Genomic DNA, 15,236 nt, shown 5'->3' on the forward strand with positions numbered 1-15,236 from the left:
TCACACGCCATGCAGTCCCGGGTGCCGTAGTCCTGGTCGGTCGGCGGCAGCAGGACCCCCGCCCCGTGCTCCGCGGCCCTCCGGTGGTGGGCGCCGGTGTTCGAACTTTCCGATTTTTCCTTCTTGTGCGTCGCTCGTTCCCGGTCTGGCACCGGGCACCGGCAGAGTGTCCGCGCGGCACCGTTAGACTGGGCCGCATGGCATTTCTCCTTGTGCATTAGCCGGCGTCGAAGCAACCCTCCGCCTGCCCTTCCGCCGTCCATACCGCCCTGGAGTTTTTCCGTGATCACCGCTTCCGGCATCGAGCTGCGCGCCGGCGCCCGCATCCTCATCGAGTCCGCCTCCTTCCGTATCGCCAAGGGCGACCGCATCGGCCTCGTCGGCCGCAACGGCGCGGGCAAGACCACGCTCACCAAGTGCCTCGCGGGTGAGGGCGTCCCCGCCGGGGGCACCATCACCCGCTCCGGCGAGGTCGGCTACCTCCCGCAGGACCCGCGCACCGGCGACCTCGACGTCCTCGCCAGCGACCGCATCCTCTCCGCCCGTGACCTCGACTCCGTGCTGCGCAAGATGCGGGAGAACGAGGAGCGCATGGCGCACGGCCAGGGCGCGACCCGCGAGAAGGCGATGAAGAAGTACGAGCGCCTGGAGACCGAGTTCCTCACCAAGGGCGGATACGCGGCCGAGGCCGAGGCGGCCACCATCGCCGCCGCGCTCGGACTGCCCGACCGGGTGCTCGGCCAGCCGCTGCACACCCTCTCCGGCGGTCAGCGCCGCCGGGTCGAGCTGGCCAGGATCCTCTTCTCGGACGCCGACACCCTGCTCCTCGACGAGCCCACCAACCACCTCGACGCCGACTCCATCGTCTGGCTGCGCGACTACCTGAAGAACTACCGCGGCGGCTTCATCGTGATCTCCCACGACGTCGAGCTGGTCGAGACGGTGGTCAACAAGGTCTTCTATCTGGACGCCAACCGCACCCAGATCGATGTCTACAACATGGGCTGGAAGCTCTACCAGCAGCAGCGCGAGGCCGACGAGAAGCGCCGCAAGCGCGAGCGCCAGAACGCCGAGAAGAAGGCCGCGTCCCTCAACTCGCAGGCCGACAAGATGCGCGCCAAGGCGACCAAGACCGTCGCCGCGCAGAACATGGCCAAGCGCGCGGACCGGCTGCTCGCCGGCCTCGAAGCCGTGCGGGTCTCCGACAAGGTCGCCAAGCTGCGCTTCCCCGACCCGGCGCCGTGCGGCAGGACCCCGCTGATGGCGGAGGGCCTGTCCAAGTCGTACGGCTCGCTGGAGATCTTCACCGATGTCGACCTCGCGGTCGACAAGGGCTCCCGCGTCGTCATCCTCGGCCTCAACGGCGCGGGCAAGACCACGCTGCTGAAGCTGCTGGCCGGTGCCGAGAAGCCCGACACCGGCGAGGTCATCGAGGGCCACGGGCTGAAGATGGGCTACTACGCCCAGGAGCACGAGACGCTGGACCCCGACCGCTCGGTCCTGGAGAACATGCGCTCCGCCGCGCCCGATCTGGACCTGGTCCAGGTCCGCAAGACGCTCGGCTCGTTCCTCTTCTCGGGCGACGACGTCGACAAGCCGGCCGGGGTCCTCTCCGGTGGTGAGAAGACCCGGCTGGCGCTGGCCACCCTCGTCGTCTCGTCGGCCAATGTGCTCCTGCTCGACGAGCCCACCAACAACCTCGACCCGGCCAGCCGCGAGGAGATCCTCGGCGCGCTCCGCACCTACAAGGGCGCGGTCATCCTCGTCACCCACGACGAGGGCGCGGTGCACGCGCTGGAGCCGGAGCGCATCATCCTGCTGCCCGACGGCGTCGAGGACCTGTGGGGTCCGGACTACGCGGATCTGGTGGCACTGGCCTGATCCGCCGGGCCGGCGCCCGGTCGGCCCGGCTGCTCCCGTGGCCTGATCCGCTCGCTGGTCCGTCGCCTGATCCACTTCGGATGGATCATTCGGCTTACAGGTGATCCTTCATCTGGGTGAGCCGCTCTCATACCACGGCGTGTCCCGCGCCTGCTCCCCGCCCGGCGGGCGCCGCGCGGGCCCGTACCGTGCTCCTTCCTCCGGACCGTCGCTGACCAGCGCCTTCGCGCTCAGCGGCGGTCCGCTGTGCGTCCCGCGGGTGCCGGAATGCCACGCTCCGGTCCGCCCAGTGAGCCGGGACACAGAAATCCCCGTCGCACAGACCTTGCCGAATGGGTGGCCAGGAAGGCCGGTAGGGGTGATCATGAGAGTCCAGAGCGCACTTCCTTGAGGAGGCACGGGTGGCCGAGACTCTGAAGAAGGGCAGCCGGGTTACCGGCGCCGCGCGTGACAAGCTCGCGGCAGACCTGAAGAAGAAATACGACTCCGGTGCGAGCATCCGGGCACTGGCCGAAGAGACCGGTCGCTCCTACGGATTCGTCCACCGGATGCTCAGTGAGTCCGGTGTGACGCTGCGAGGGCGCGGCGGAGCAACGCGAGGCAAGAAGGCGGCCTCGGCCTGACAGGGCCGAGGCCCGGGATTCACCGGTTCGCCACGGTGGCCACCCGGTCGGCCGACAGGCCGGCAGGGTGGTTACTGTGCAGTCACTTAACTGTCTGCACCGAACCGGAGACCCCATGACCTCGCTCGACTACGTGCTCGACAAGGACGGCGTACGGCTGACCGTCGAGGACGCGGTTGCCACGGTGACGCTGGCCAACCCCGCGAAGCGCAACGCCCAGTCTCCCGCTCTGTGGCGGGCGTTGACAGAAGCGGGACGGTCACTGCCGGGCAGTGTCCGCGTCGTGGTGCTGCGCGGTGAGGGCAAGTCCTTCTCCGCGGGCCTGGACCGGCAGGCGTTCACGCCTGAGGGTTTCGACGGTGAGCCGTCCTTCCTCGATCTGGCGCGCGGTGATGACGCCACGCTCGACGCGGCCATCGCCGAGTACCAGGAGGCGTTCACCTGGTGGCGCCGCACCGACCTGATCACGATCGCCGCCGTACAGGGCCATGCGATCGGCGCCGGTTTCCAGCTCGCTCTCGCCTGTGACCTGCGGGTCGTCGCCGAGGACGTGCAGTTCGCCATGCGCGAGACCAGCCTCGGGCTCGTCCCCGACCTCACCGGCACGCATCCGCTGGTGGGGCTCGTCGGTTACGCCCGTGCGCTGGAGATCTGCGCCACCGGCCGGTTCGTGCACGCCGACGAAGCCGTCCGTACGGGCCTGGCGAATCTGGCCGTCCCCGCCGACGAGCTCGACGGAACGGTCACCGACCTGGCGGCCGCGCTGCTCGCCGCCCCCCGCGACGCCGTCATCGAGACCAAGGCACTGCTGCTCGGAGCCGCGGACCGCACCTACGAGGAGCAGCGCACGGCCGAGCGCGCCGGACAGGCCCGCAGGCTGCGTGACCTGGCGGGCCTGTCCGACTGACCGCCGCGGGCGCTCCCGGGCCCTCCCCCTCGCAGGACCTCTTCCTCACGACACCCGGCGTGCGCGGTGCTTCACCGCGCGCAGCTGGACCTCGGCGGGGAACTCGGCCAGCCCGGCCGACTCGCGGGCGTGGGCCAGGGCCCCGGTGGTGAGGTCCGAGAGCGCCGACACCGGCTCCGCGTGCGCCGCGAGGGCCATGCCGACCCGGGCCGCGGGAGAGGTGCGCCGGCCGGTCAGCCGGACCACCGCGCGGCCGACGCCGTGCAGCGACTCGGCCTCGGACGCCAGCGCGTTCTCCAGCGCCCGGCCCCTGAGCCGCGCGCCGTCACCGTCGCCGCTGTCGACCAGCACTTCGGAGAGACGCGAGCGGCGCAGCTGGGCGAGCAGCCACCACAGCGCGAGCAGCACGATGACCGCGAGCGCAGCGATGACCACCGGCCACCACCAGCCGTCGCCGCGCCACTTGGTGCGGCGCGCCGTGCTGAGCAGGACGTCGTGCGGCCCGCTCCAGGGCCACCACGACGGAACGGAGAGATGGAGCCCCGCCGCCAGCACCGCCCCGCCCAGGGCGAGCAGTACCAGCCCGGCGAGGGTGAGCAGCACCCGGTTGACCGTCTTCAGCATCGCGGCGTCACCCCTTCTTGGCCGGACGGCTGACGCGTACGGAGAGCCGGGGGCGCGACGCGAGCCCCAGACCGGTGATCCCCGTCGCCATCGCGTTGTTCAAGTCGGCCCGTACGTCGTCGAGTTCGCGGAAATGCGAGCGCGCGCGCACCTTGACCCTGGAGCGCTTCATCCGGATCCGCACGGACTGCACGCCGGACACCTCCATGGCCCGGTCCCGCAGCACCAGCGCCGCCGCGTCCCGTTCCAGGCCTGCCCTGACCTGCGGGCTGTCGCGCCGCATCGGCAGCAGCGAGCGCAGCCCCGGGGTGAGCGCCAGGATGAGCAGCCAGAGGCCGATGGCCATCACGACCCCGGCGCAGACCTTGATCCAGATGCTGTCGAGGGGGCGTGTCGCCAGATCGTCGGCGACCACACGACGCCAGTGCATCGCGGGCCGCCCGGCCCGGACCGCCGACACGTCGTACAGCAGTACGCCCGCCGCGGCGAGCACCACGAGTGCGAGCAGCGCCGCCGGTGTCCTGCGCCGTGCCCAGAAACGCCTCGCCCGGCCACCCGAACCGGGCACCGGTGCGTACGCCGTGGCGGAGCCAGGACCGCTGGGCCCGGCCGGGTCCTTCTCCAGGACGGGGAGCCGACGGGTGCTGTCGTCCGCTTCGCTCATCGGGTCCTCCCCCCGCCGGAGCCGGTGGTCTGCTCGGAGTGCAGCCGCTCCACCTGTACCGCCACCTCGGGCACCTCCATGCCCGCCAGCGATTCGACCCGCTGGGTCACCCGGCGGCGGACCGCACCGCACTGGGCGCCGATGTCGGACGGATAGCCGAGCTCCAGGCTGACCCGCACCCGCGCGCGGGAGTCCTGCACCGTGACCGTGGCGTGCGGAGCGGTGCCGCCGTCGGGCACCGAGCCGATCGCCTCACGCGCCGCCTGCGCCGCGATCTTCGACACGACCCGGTCGGCGATCCGGGTCGAACCGCGTTCCGCGGGCGCCACCTGAGCGGTCATCGCCGCCCGTCGCCGTGGTCGCGGCCGCGGAAGAAGTCGCCGGCTTCGAGGTCGCCGTCGGCGAACTTGCCCGCGACGAAGCCGATGGCGCCCAGCGCGGCCACCAGAAGAAAGGCTCCGAAGCCGCCGAAGTAGCCGGCGAAGCCAAGTGCCATACCGACCAACAGGCCGACCACAGCCATACTCATCGTGCGCTCCTAAGCCGAAGGTACGGGGTTACTGAAGTCGGGACTCCTGCTCCTCGTCGTCGTCCTCGTCGGGCAGCTTCACATCGCTGACCGCGATATTGACCTCGACGACCTCAAGTCCCGTCATGCGCTCGACCGCCGAGATGACGTTCTCCCGCACCTCGCGGGCGACCTCCGCGATCGACACGCCGTAATCGACGACGATCTCCAGATCGAGAGCCGTCTGGACCTCACCGACCTCGGCCTTCACCCCGCGCGACACGGACTTGGTGCCGCCGGGCACCCGGTCGCGCACCGCACCGAAGGTACGGGAGATACCGCTGCCCATCGCGTGCACGCCCACCACGTCGCGCGCCGCGAGACCGGCGATCTTCTCGACCACACCGTCCGCGATGGTGGTCCGGCCGCGGGAACCGGGGGCACCGCCCCCGCGCTTGGTCACGTCGGGCCTTCCCGGGCCCTGGCCCGCCGGGCCCTTGCCAGAGGTGTCGGACTGGTTCTGCTGCGGGGTCTCACTCATCGCCGTACGTCCCTCTCCGAGCGGTAGCGGATTCTGTGCCCACGGTAGGTGTGCTTTCGCGGTTCCGCGCCGGGAATGCGGCAGGGTGGGGGTATGACGGGTGACGGATCGTGTGGGCACGACGGGTTGGCGCAGGCCGTCCGCAGCAGGCTCGCCCTCGGCAGGCTGCTGCCGCTCGGCGGTGCGCGGGACGGTGCCTGGATCACGGAGGAGGCGGCCGTCGCGGTGCTGCGGCACGCCGGTGGCGGGGTGCCGGGGACCGCGCTCGGGAAGCTGAGGATCGCTCCGGTCGGGACCGCCGCGGCCGCCCGTGCGACGGTTCCGGCCCCGCCGAGCGCCCTGCCCCCAGGGCCGCTCCGGGTCGAGGCGGAGGCCGAGGCGGTGGCCGGGGGAGAGCCGCTCCCGCTGGCCGTGGAGCGGCTGCGGGACGCGCTGTTCGGAGCCTGCTCCGGTGCGCTGGGGCTCGAAGTGGCCGAGGTGGACGTACGGGTGACGGGGCTGCTGGAGGCTCAGCCGAATCCGTCGGCGGTGGTTGGGCCGGACAGGGGAGCCGCCGCCGTACGGGGCCCCGAGGCGGAGGCGGCGGCCGCCGTTCCCGGCGTCGCCCACCTGACCGGTGTGCTGGGGGCAGCCGTACACCGCACCGACGGCCACGTCCGGGTGGAGTTCGCGGTGGCCTCCGGGCAGCGGGCCCTGGATGTGGCGGGGGCGGTGCGGTCGGCGGTGGCCGCCGCGGCCGGTGCGGACCTGCCGGTGGCCGCGCTGGTCACGGCGGTCGAACTGCCCTGACCCGGCCCTTCTGACCCGGCCCGCCGGGCTCACCGGCCGGGCCGGGCGCCGCGGTCAGAATCCGCGCCGGGAGCCGCCGTCGACCGGCACCATGACCCCGGTGAGGTACGAGGCCCCCGGCGACAGTACGAACGCGGCGGTCCTGCCGAACTCCTCGGGCCGCCCGTAGCGCCGCAGCGGAATCCCGGCCTCGCTCCTCGCGCGCGCCGCCTCCGGGTCACCGCCGAGCGTGTCCAGGTGCCGGACCCGGTCCGTGTCGATGCGGCCGGGCAGCAGCCCGACCACCCGGATCCCGCGCGGACCCACCTCGTCGGCGAGCGACTTGGCGAAACCGGCCAGGCCGGGGCGGAGCCCGTTGGAGATCGTCAGGCCCCCGATGGGCTCATGGACCGAGCCGGAGAGCACCAGGCCGATGACGCCTCCGTCGGACAGCTCGGCCGCAGCCGTGCGGGCGAGCCGCACCGCGCCCAGGAAGACGGCCTCGAAGGCCGTCCGCCACTGCTCGTCGGTGTTGTCGGCGGCGGAGCCGGGTGCGGGGCCGCCGACGCTGATGAGGATGCCGTCGAAGCGGCCGAAGTGCTCGCGCGCGGTGGCGACCAGCCGCCCGGCGGTCGCCGGGTCGCTGTTGTCCGCCGCCACCCCGATCACACCGGGACCGAGCTCGGCCGCCGCGGCTCGCGCCGTCTCCTCCTCACGCCCGGTGATGATCACTTTCGCGCCGTCGGCCGCCAGTTCGCGTGCGGAGGCGAACCCCAGCCCCCTGGTGGCCCCGGTGACGACGTAGACGCGGTCCTTCAGTCCAAGATCCATGGCTCTATCCTGCATCCTCCTCGGGCGCCCCCAGCGCCCGGGCCAGTGCGAGAGCGGTGTTCACCAGGCCGACGTGGCTGAACGCCTGCGGGAAGTTGCCGAGCTGGCGCCCGGCCTCCGGGTCGTACTCCTCGGCCAGCAGCCCGACGTCGTTGCGGAGCGCCAGCAGCTTCTCGAAGAGCGCCTCGGCCTCCTTGACCCGTCCGGTCAGGCGCAGCGCGTCGGCCAGCCAGAACGAGCAGACCAGGAACGTCCCCTCGCCGCCCGGCAGGCCGTCCACCGACGGCCCCTCCACGCTGTAGCGGCGCACCAGGCCGTGGTGGCACAGCTCCCGGCGTACCGCGTCGACCGTCCCGGCCACCCGGGGGTCGTCCGGCGGCAGGAAGCCGACCTGGGGGATGAGCAGCGTCGCCGCGTCCAGCTCGGTGGAGCCGTACGACTGGGTGAAGGTGTTGCGCTCCTTGTCGAAGCCCTTCTCGCACACCTCGCGGTGCACCTCGTCGCGCATCCGCCGCCACCGCTCCACGTCCCCGCGCAGCTTCGGCTCGGCCTCCAGGGTGCGGACGGCGCGGTCGGCGGCCACCCAGGCCATCACCTTGGAGTGCACGAAGTGGCGGCGCGGCCCGCGTACTTCCCACAGCCCCTCGTCCGGCTCGCGCCAGCGCGACTCCAGGAAGCCGAGCAGCGCCAGCTGGAGGCTCCAGGCGTGCGGCTCGTTGGCAAGACCCGAGGTGCGGGCCAGGTAGAGCGAGTCGATGACCTCGCCGTACACATCGAGCTGCAGCTGGTTGACGGCTCCGTTCCCGGTACGTACCGGGGCGGAGCCCTCGTGGCCGCGCAGCCATCCCAGCTCCGTCTCGGGCAGCCGCCGCTCGCCCGCGAGCCCGTACATGATCTGCAGGTCACCGGGGCTGCCCGCGACCGCGCGCAGCAGCCAGTCGCGCCACGCCCCGGCCTCGTCCAGATAGCCGCAGGACAGCAGCGCGCCGAGGGTGAGCGTCGAGTCGCGCAGCCAGCAGAACCGGTAGTCCCAGTTGCGGACGCCCCCGATCTCCTCCGGGAGCGAGGTGGTCGGGGCCGCGACGATGCCGCCGGTCGGGCCGAAGGTGAGCGCCTTCAGCGTGATCAGCGAGCGGATCACGGCCTCGCGGTACGGGCCCTGGTACCGGCAGCGCGCCGACCACTCGTGCCAGTCCTCCAGCGCGTGGTCCAGCGACTCGTGCGGGTCCACGAGGGGAGGGCGCGGTTCCTGCGAGGGGTGCCAGGTGAGCACGAAAGCGACTTTCTCGCCCGCGGCGACCGTGAACGACGAGCAGGTGGAGAAGTGCTGGCCCCAGGTCTTCACCTCGGGCTCGCTGCGCAGCCACACCGAGTCCGGGCCGGCCACCGCGACCCGGTGGCCGTCCGAGCGGCGCATCCAGGGGACGACCGAGCCGTAGTCGAAGCGCAGGCGGATGGTGCCCGCCATCTCCACCTGGCCGGTGACGCCCTCCACGATCCGCACGATGTCCGGGGCGGTGTCACGCTGCGGCATGAAGTCGGTGACCTTGACCGTGCCGGTCGCCGTCTCCCAGACCGACTCCAGGACGAGCGACTCGCCCCGGTAGCTCCGCCTGGTGCAGTTGCCTGCTCCGGCCGGTGCGATGCGCCAGTGGCCGTTCTCGTCGTCGCCGAGCAGCGAGGCGAAGCACGCCGCCGAGTCGAAGCGGGGCAGGCACAGCCAGTCGATGGAGCCGTCCCTGCCGACCAGGGCCGCGGTCTGCAGATCGCCGATGAGGGCGTAGTCCTCGATACGTTGGGTCACGGAGTGCCGTCTTCCCGGGAGGGCGTCGGGCTAAGCAGCCGCGGGCACCGGTTCGGGTGTGCTCTCCGACGCGGCCGCGGCGCGTTCGCGCTTCTCGCGGCGGGCGAGGACGACGAATCCGATGGGGACCCCGGCGGTGAAGAGCCACCACTGGACGGCGTACGCCATGTGCGGGCCGATGTCCGAGTGGTCGGGAGCGGGGATCAGCTGGGGCGTGTCGCCCTTGGGCTCGGGCGCGGTCTGCTCGATGTAGCCGCCGAGCACCTTCCTGCCCAGCGCCTTCGCCTGCTCCGTGCTGTTGATCAGCATCACCTGGCGGGGCGGCAGCCCCCGTACGTCCTTGATCCCGCTGTCCCCGGTGGTCTGATCGGCCATCAGCCGACCGGTCACCGTCACCTCGCCCCGGGGGGCGGCCGGGATCCTGGGCAGCGTCGTCTGGCTGCCGTTGTCCGGGATCCAGCCGCGGTTGATCAGTACGGTCCTGCCGTCGTCCAGGACGAAGGGGGACAGGACGTGGTACCCGACGGTGCCGTCGGCCGAGGTTCTGCGCCGGACGACGACCTCGTGCGCGGTGTCGTAGTGGCCGGTCGCCGTCACCTGGCGCCAGTACTGGTCGTACGGCACGGTGTGCCCGGGGGAGGTGAGGTCTCCGACCGGTACGGGTTTCGACTTGAGGTTCTCGCCGATGAGGGTGTTCTGCGCGACCTTGTGCTGGTGGCGGTGCAGTTGCCAGAAGCCCAGCTTGATCATCGTCGGCATCAGGACGAGTGAGACAAGGGCGAGAATCACCCACTGCCGTGTCAACAGGAAGCGGTACACGTCTCTGAAGGTACCCGCCCCGGGGAGCCCTCCGGACGGGGGGTCCCGCCGGAGGGACAGAACCGGGCAGAGTCACACCTTGTCGACGATGCCCTCCTTCCCCTCCGCGCGGGCGCAGTGTCCGCCGCAGTACCACTCACCGTCGACCTCCACGCCCTGCCCGATCACCCGGACACGGCAGTGCTCGCAGATGGGCGCCATGCGGTGGATGGCGCAGGAGAAGCAGTCGAAGACGTGCACCGCGCCCTGCGCGTGCACCTCGAAGGACATGCCGTAGTCGTTTCCGCATACCTCGCAACGTGCCATGCGCCACAGGGTGGGACGCGAGGGCGGCGAGGAGCGAGCGGGCGCCGGGCGAGTCGCCCGCCAATCACCCGTCTGCCGGGGCCGGGGCGACGTCGCGCAGCAGCTGCGTGAAGGCGGCCTCGTCGATGACGGGGGTGCCGAAGGACCTGGCCTTGACCGTCTTGGAGGTGGCCGAGTCCGGGTCGTTGGTGACGAGCAGGCTGGTCAGCCGGGAGAGGCTCGTCGCCACATGCAGCCCGGCCTCGGCGGCCCGGTCCTCCAGCAGCTCGCGGTCGACCGAGGTGTCACCGGAGAACGCCACCCGCATCCCCTGCACCAGCGGCTTCCCCGGCTCGTACCGCCCCGGATTGGGGTAGGGGCAGGCAGGCCGCTTCCTGGCCGGGCGCCAGCCGCTCTGCCGGTACGAGGCCTGGTAGCCGACGCGCGGCGCGGCCGGGGCGTCCGACCACTCGGTGAGCGGCCGGCACTCGAGGAGCGGCAGCCGCACCCCGTCCCTGGCCGCCGCGTGCAGACTCGGGCGGAACGCCTCGGCCAGCACCCGGGCGTCGTCGAGCGCGTGGTGGGCGTGCTCCTGTACGACGCCGAAGTGCGCGGCGAGCGACTCCAGCTTGTGGTTGGGCAGCGGCAGCGCGAGCTCCTTGGAGAGCGCGATGGTGCACAGCCGCTGACGGACCGGGGCGGTGCGCTGTGCGCGGGCGTACTCCCTGGCGATCATCTGCCAGTCGAAGATCGCGTTGTGCGCCACCAGCACGCGTCCGTCGAGCCGTTCGGCGAACTCCGCCGCGATCTCCGGGAAGAGCGGGGCGCCCTCCAGGACATCGCTGGTCAGACCGTGGATCCAGACGGGCCCGGGATCCCGCTCCGGATTGACCAGCGTGTACCAGTGGTCCTCGACCTCGCCCCGGGCGTCCAGCCGGTAGACGGCAGCGGAGATTATCCGGTCGTCGCGTGCGAGGCCGGTGGTCTCCACGTCGACGACCGCGTACCCCTGCGGGTACGCGGCCGGCCACGCTGTCGCTGCTGTCTGGCGGTCGTCGAGCATGGTCACAGAGAATACGGGCCCCTACCGACAACCCGGCAATCCCGGGGGCCGGCCCGCTCGGCCGCCCCCGGTGACCGGCCCTCGCGTCCGGGGCGGCACCGCACGGCTTCCGCTGTGGTGCAAGCGATGTGACGGGGCGTCGGCTCCGGACCGCGCGGTCCGTCCCGTACCGCCGCTCCCGTGCTGTCCGGCTCCTCCGCCCCGCTCCTCCGGGTCTCCGGCCCGTCCCGCCCGGGTGTCCCGCTCGTCCCGTCGCCGCCGGTCCCCGGCCGGCGGGCGGCTCATGGGGGTGCCACGGGCGAGGCCGGTACGGTGTGCGGCTCCCCGGATGAGACTCTGGGCCGATGACGGACTCCTCCCACGACGAACCGCACCACAGCGGTCTCGGCGCGCGCCTCAACTGGCTCCGGGCCGCGGTGCTCGGCGCCAACGACGGTGTGGTGTCGACCGCGGGCATCGTCGTCGGTGTCGCGGGTGCCACCGACTCACGTACCGCGCTGTTCACCGCCGGTCTCTCCGGCCTGCTCGCCGGATCGATGTCGATGGCGGCGGGGGAGTACGTCTCGGTATCCACCCAGCGCGACTCCGAGAAGGCCGCGCTCGCCCTGGAGAAGCGCGAGCTGCGCGAGACCCCGGACGCCGAACTCGACGAGCTGACCCGGCTGCTCAAGGGCAAGGGGCTCTCGGCCGAACTGGCCCGCGAGGCCGCCGAACAGCTCACCGAGCGCGACGCCCTGCGCGCCCATGCCGAGGTCGAGCTGGGTATCGACCCCGACGACCTCACGAGCCCCTGGCACGCGGCGGGCGCCAGCTTCGCCGCCTTCACGGCCGGGGCGCTGCTGCCCCTGCTGGCCATCGTGCTGCCACCGGCCTCGGTCCGGCTGTACATCACGGTGCTCTCGGTCCTGGCGGCGCTCGCCCTGGCGGGCTGGTGGAGCGCCCGGTCCGGCGCCGCACCCGTACGCCCCGCCGTGGTGCGGAACATGGCCGGCGGCGCGCTGGCCATGGCGGTGACCTACGCGGCCGGGGCGCTGCTGGGTGCGGCGGGGGTCTGAGCCGCCGAGGCCGCCCGGGGATCCCCAGTTGCTGTGGGCGCACAGGCGCACGGCTGCTCAGGGGCGGTCAACAACCCGTGCGGAGGGGCCGATTGGCGGAACCCACCAAAACTCGCTGACAGAATGTCTCGCATACTTGTCGGTAACAACATCTAGCCGGGGCCGATCCGGCGGCCGTACCGTGCTGGCATGCCGAACCTGCCCGATGTCGTGCTGTGGTCCATACCGGCCTTCGTCCTGCTCACCGTCGTGGAGATGGCGAGCTACCGGTTCCATCCGGACGAGGACTCCGAGGGGTACGAGACCAGAGATGCCGTCACCAGTATCGGAATGGGCCTGGGCAGCCTGGTCTTCGACTTCCTGTGGAAGATCCCGATCGTCGCGATCTACACCGCGGTGTACGAACTCACCCCGCTGCGCATCCCCGTCCTGTGGTGGACCGTCCCGCTGATGCTGCTCGGCCAGGACTTCTTCTACTACTGGTCCCACCGCGGCCACCACATCGTCCGCATCCTGTGGGCCTGCCACGTCGTGCACCACTCCAGCCGCAAGTTCAACCTCACGACCGCGCTGCGCCAGCCCTGGACGTCGCTGACCGTCTGGCCGTTCTACGTCCCGCTGATCGCCCTCGGCGTGCATCCCGCCGCGCTCGCCTTCTGCTCGTCCGCCAACCTCGTCTACCAGTTCTGGGTGCACACCGAGCGCGTCGGGAAGCTGCCGCGCCCCTTCGAGTACGTGCTCAACACGCCCTCGCACCACCGGGTGCACCACGCGTCCCAGGGCGGCTACCTGGACCGCAACTTCGGCGGGATCCTGATCGTCTGGGACCGGCTGTTCGGGTCCTTCACGCCGGAGACCGTGCAGCCCGTCTTCGGGCTGACCAAGAACATCGGGACCTACAACCCGCTGCGGGTCGCGACCCACGAGTACGCGGCCATCGCCCGGGACGTACGGGCCGCGGCGAGCTGGCGCGAGCGGGCGGGACGGGTCTTCGGCGGACCGGGCTGGCAGCCGGCACCGGTCGCCGGGGCCGTCCTGGACCCGGTGACACCTGCCGCCCCTGCCGTCCCTTCCACAGCCTCCGCCGCCGTCCTTGAGACCCCGTCCGAGCGCATCGCGTGACGCCGGAGCGGGAGCGGGTCGCGCGGCTGCTGCTCCTCGCCTACGCGCTCGCCGCCCTCACCGACCTCTCCGCCCTCCTCGCGCACGGACACACCGCCCAGCTCCTCCACATCGTCGCCAAGCCGCTGCTGATGCCGCTCCTCGCGGCCCTGGTGTACGCCCGGGGCGCGCCCGGGCTGCTGGTCGCGGCACTGCTCCTCGGCTGGGGCGGCGACACCCTGCTGCTGATCGGCGCGGACCCGGCCTTCCTCGCCGGGATGGCGCTGTTCGCCGCCGGGCACGTCTGCTACCTGGTGCTCTTCGGCCGCGGCCGGACGAACCCGTACCTCGGGGCGGGGTACGCGGTCGCCCTGGCCGCCACGGCCGCCGTGCTGCTTCCCGCCCTCCCCGGCGGGCTGCGGATCCCGGTGGCGGGCTACTCGCTGCTGCTCACCGCCATGGCGTACCGGGCGAGCGGTCGTGGCCCGGTGGCCGGGCTCGGCGGGGCGCTCTTCCTGGTCTCCGACACGCTGATCGCCACGGGCATCGCGGACCTGCCGCAGCCGCCTCTGGCCGGGTTCTGGGTGATGGTGACCTATCTGACAGCCCAGTCCCTGCTGGCCGCCGGGGTGATCCGGTACGAGGGCGCCGCGTCTCCCACGTACGGTGACACTCGTACATCTGTCTGATCAGCAAGGATCTGTTCCATGCGTGCCACCGTCATCCACGCCCCTCACGACGTCCGGGTGGAAGAGGTGCCGGACCCCGCGGTCCAGCAGCCCACCGACGTCGTCGTCCGCGTCCTGCGCGCCTGCATCTGCGGCAGTGATCTCTGGGCCTACCGGGGGGTGGCCGCACGCGTCCCCGGGCAGCGCATCGGCCACGAGTTCCTCGGCATCGTCGAGGAGGCGGGCTCCGGCGTGCGGGGCTTCGCCGCCGGTGACCTCGTGGTCGCGCCGTTCGTCTGGTCCGACGGCACGTGCGAGTACTGCGCCGAGGGTCTGACCACCTCCTGCCCGCAGGGCGGCTTCTGGGGTTCGGTCGGCTCCGACGGCGGCCAGGGCGAAGCCGTCAGGGTGCCCTTCGCCGACGGCACGCTGGTCAAGCTTCCGGCCGCCGCCGCGTCCGACGACCGTCTGCTCACCGCGCTGCTCGCGCTCTCCGACGTCATGGGCACCGGCCACCACGCCGCCCTCGGCGCGGGGGTGCGTCCCGGCAGCACCGTCGCCGTCGTCGGTGACGGCGCGGTCGGGCTCTGCGGCGTCCTGGCCGCCAGGCGGCTCGGCGCCGAGCGCATCATCGCCCTCGGCCGCCACCGGATACGCACCGACATCGCCCGCACCTTCGGCGCCACCGACATCGTCGCGGTCCGCGGCGACGAGGCCGTCGCCGCGGTGCGCGAGCTGACCGGCGGCCAGGGCGCGCACGCCGTGATCGAGGCAGTCGGCACCGAGCAGTCGATGGCCACCGCCGTCGCCGTCACCCGGGACGGCGGGGCCATCGGCTACGTCGGGGTCCCGCACGGCAGCGGCACGGGGCTGGACCTGAGCGACATGTTCAACCGCAACATCGCCCTGCGCGGCGGTGTCGCCCCGGTCCGCACCTACATCCCCGAACTGCTCGCCGACGTCCTGGACGGCACCATCGACCCGTCGCCGGTCTTCGACCGGACCGTCGGCCTGGACGAGGTGCCGGACGGCTACCGGGCGATGGACGAGCGCACCGCCCTCAAGGTGCTGGTGAAGTAGGCCCGTCCCGGTGG

Annotated in this window: 18 protein-coding genes; 8 read left to right on the top strand and 10 right to left on the bottom strand. The window is 72.2% G+C overall.

Features of this window, described 5'->3' with window-relative positions:
- The first annotated feature begins 282 nt into the window (after positions 1 to 282).
- The 3 genes from OG285_RS28585 (at position 283) to OG285_RS28595 (ending at position 3,411) form a co-directional block, all read left to right on the top strand.
- Positions 283 to 1,881, top strand: a complete 1,599-nt coding sequence (locus OG285_RS28585; RefSeq protein ID WP_356833608.1) for an ABC-F family ATP-binding cassette domain-containing protein — start codon at positions 283 to 285, stop codon at positions 1,879 to 1,881.
- Positions 1,882 to 2,282: 401 nt separating this feature from the next.
- Positions 2,283 to 2,504 carry a helix-turn-helix domain-containing protein gene (locus OG285_RS28590; RefSeq protein ID WP_006123601.1) on the top strand — a complete coding sequence of 74 codons (222 nt, stop codon included), beginning with the start codon at positions 2,283 to 2,285 and terminating at the stop codon, positions 2,502 to 2,504.
- Between the two features lie 115 nt (positions 2,505 to 2,619).
- Positions 2,620 to 3,411: an enoyl-CoA hydratase/isomerase family protein gene (locus tag OG285_RS28595; RefSeq protein WP_371792616.1), complete on the top strand. Its 792-nt coding sequence runs from the start codon at positions 2,620 to 2,622 to the stop codon at positions 3,409 to 3,411.
- 45 nt (positions 3,412 to 3,456) lie between these two features.
- Here the strand turns inward: OG285_RS28595 and amaP are convergent, their stop codons facing one another.
- From amaP to OG285_RS28620, 5 genes are read right to left on the bottom strand one after another with little or no spacing between them, the layout of a single operon-like run.
- Positions 3,457 to 4,035, bottom strand: a complete 579-nt coding sequence (gene amaP, locus OG285_RS28600) for an alkaline shock response membrane anchor protein AmaP (protein WP_356833612.1) — start codon at positions 4,033 to 4,035, stop codon at positions 3,457 to 3,459.
- A 7-nt stretch (positions 4,036 to 4,042) separates the two neighbouring features.
- Positions 4,043 to 4,699, bottom strand: a complete 657-nt coding sequence (locus tag OG285_RS28605; RefSeq protein ID WP_356833614.1) for a DUF6286 domain-containing protein — start codon at positions 4,697 to 4,699, stop codon at positions 4,043 to 4,045.
- The gene (locus OG285_RS28610; protein ID WP_356833616.1) at positions 4,696 to 5,040 is read right to left on the bottom strand and encodes an Asp23/Gls24 family envelope stress response protein; all 345 of its coding nucleotides are present in this window, start codon (positions 5,038 to 5,040) and stop codon (positions 4,696 to 4,698) included. The genes OG285_RS28605 and OG285_RS28610 overlap by 4 nt, the downstream gene beginning before the upstream one ends.
- Complete coding sequence (locus OG285_RS28615) at positions 5,037 to 5,228, bottom strand: hypothetical protein (protein WP_266858302.1); 192 nt, start codon at positions 5,226 to 5,228, stop codon at positions 5,037 to 5,039. Before OG285_RS28615 ends, OG285_RS28610 begins: the two co-directional genes overlap by 4 nt.
- A gap of 28 nt (positions 5,229 to 5,256) precedes the next feature.
- A complete protein-coding gene (locus OG285_RS28620; RefSeq protein ID WP_356833618.1) occupies positions 5,257 to 5,748 on the bottom strand; it encodes an Asp23/Gls24 family envelope stress response protein in 492 nt (163 codons plus the stop codon).
- A gap of 93 nt (positions 5,749 to 5,841) precedes the next feature.
- Here OG285_RS28620 and OG285_RS28625 point away from each other — a divergent pair, with 93 nt between their 5' ends.
- A complete protein-coding gene (locus OG285_RS28625) occupies positions 5,842 to 6,537 on the top strand; it encodes a hypothetical protein (protein ID WP_371792617.1) in 696 nt (231 codons plus the stop codon).
- A 54-nt stretch (positions 6,538 to 6,591) separates the two neighbouring features.
- On the opposite strand, the gene OG285_RS28630 is transcribed toward OG285_RS28625, so the two are convergent.
- From OG285_RS28630 to OG285_RS28650, 5 genes are all read right to left on the bottom strand, one after another.
- Positions 6,592 to 7,347, bottom strand: a complete 756-nt coding sequence (locus OG285_RS28630; RefSeq protein WP_371792618.1) for an SDR family oxidoreductase — start codon at positions 7,345 to 7,347, stop codon at positions 6,592 to 6,594.
- 4 nt (positions 7,348 to 7,351) lie between these two features.
- Positions 7,352 to 9,151: a glycoside hydrolase family 15 protein gene (locus OG285_RS28635; protein WP_356833624.1), complete on the bottom strand. Its 1,800-nt coding sequence runs from the start codon at positions 9,149 to 9,151 to the stop codon at positions 7,352 to 7,354.
- A gap of 30 nt (positions 9,152 to 9,181) precedes the next feature.
- On the bottom strand, positions 9,182 to 9,970 hold the full coding sequence (locus OG285_RS28640; RefSeq protein WP_356833626.1) for an SURF1 family protein: 789 nt from the start codon (positions 9,968 to 9,970) through the stop codon (positions 9,182 to 9,184).
- Positions 9,971 to 10,042: 72 nt separating this feature from the next.
- Positions 10,043 to 10,276 carry a hypothetical protein gene (locus OG285_RS28645; RefSeq protein ID WP_356833628.1) on the bottom strand — a complete coding sequence of 78 codons (234 nt, stop codon included), beginning with the start codon at positions 10,274 to 10,276 and terminating at the stop codon, positions 10,043 to 10,045.
- Between the two features lie 64 nt (positions 10,277 to 10,340).
- Positions 10,341 to 11,324, bottom strand: a complete 984-nt coding sequence (locus OG285_RS28650; RefSeq protein ID WP_356833630.1) for a DEDDh family exonuclease — start codon at positions 11,322 to 11,324, stop codon at positions 10,341 to 10,343.
- Between the two features lie 338 nt (positions 11,325 to 11,662).
- On the opposite strand from OG285_RS28650, the gene OG285_RS28655 reads away from it, so the two are divergent.
- The 4 genes from OG285_RS28655 (at position 11,663) to OG285_RS28670 (ending at position 15,222) form a co-directional block, all read left to right on the top strand.
- Entirely contained in the window at positions 11,663 to 12,373 is a 711-nt protein-coding gene (locus OG285_RS28655) for a VIT family protein (RefSeq protein WP_356833632.1), read from the top strand.
- A gap of 189 nt (positions 12,374 to 12,562) precedes the next feature.
- Complete coding sequence (locus OG285_RS28660) at positions 12,563 to 13,495, top strand: sterol desaturase family protein (RefSeq protein ID WP_371792619.1); 933 nt, start codon at positions 12,563 to 12,565, stop codon at positions 13,493 to 13,495.
- Positions 13,492 to 14,163 carry a lysoplasmalogenase gene (locus OG285_RS28665; RefSeq protein WP_356833636.1) on the top strand — a complete coding sequence of 224 codons (672 nt, stop codon included), beginning with the start codon at positions 13,492 to 13,494 and terminating at the stop codon, positions 14,161 to 14,163. Before OG285_RS28660 ends, OG285_RS28665 begins: the two co-directional genes overlap by 4 nt.
- A gap of 18 nt (positions 14,164 to 14,181) precedes the next feature.
- On the top strand, positions 14,182 to 15,222 hold the full coding sequence (locus OG285_RS28670) for a zinc-dependent alcohol dehydrogenase family protein (protein ID WP_371792620.1): 1,041 nt from the start codon (positions 14,182 to 14,184) through the stop codon (positions 15,220 to 15,222).
- Positions 15,223 to 15,236: the final 14 nt, after the last annotated feature.

Source organism: Streptomyces sp. NBC_01471 (genome assembly GCF_041438865.1).
Classification (GTDB): domain Bacteria; phylum Actinomycetota; class Actinomycetes; order Streptomycetales; family Streptomycetaceae; genus Streptomyces.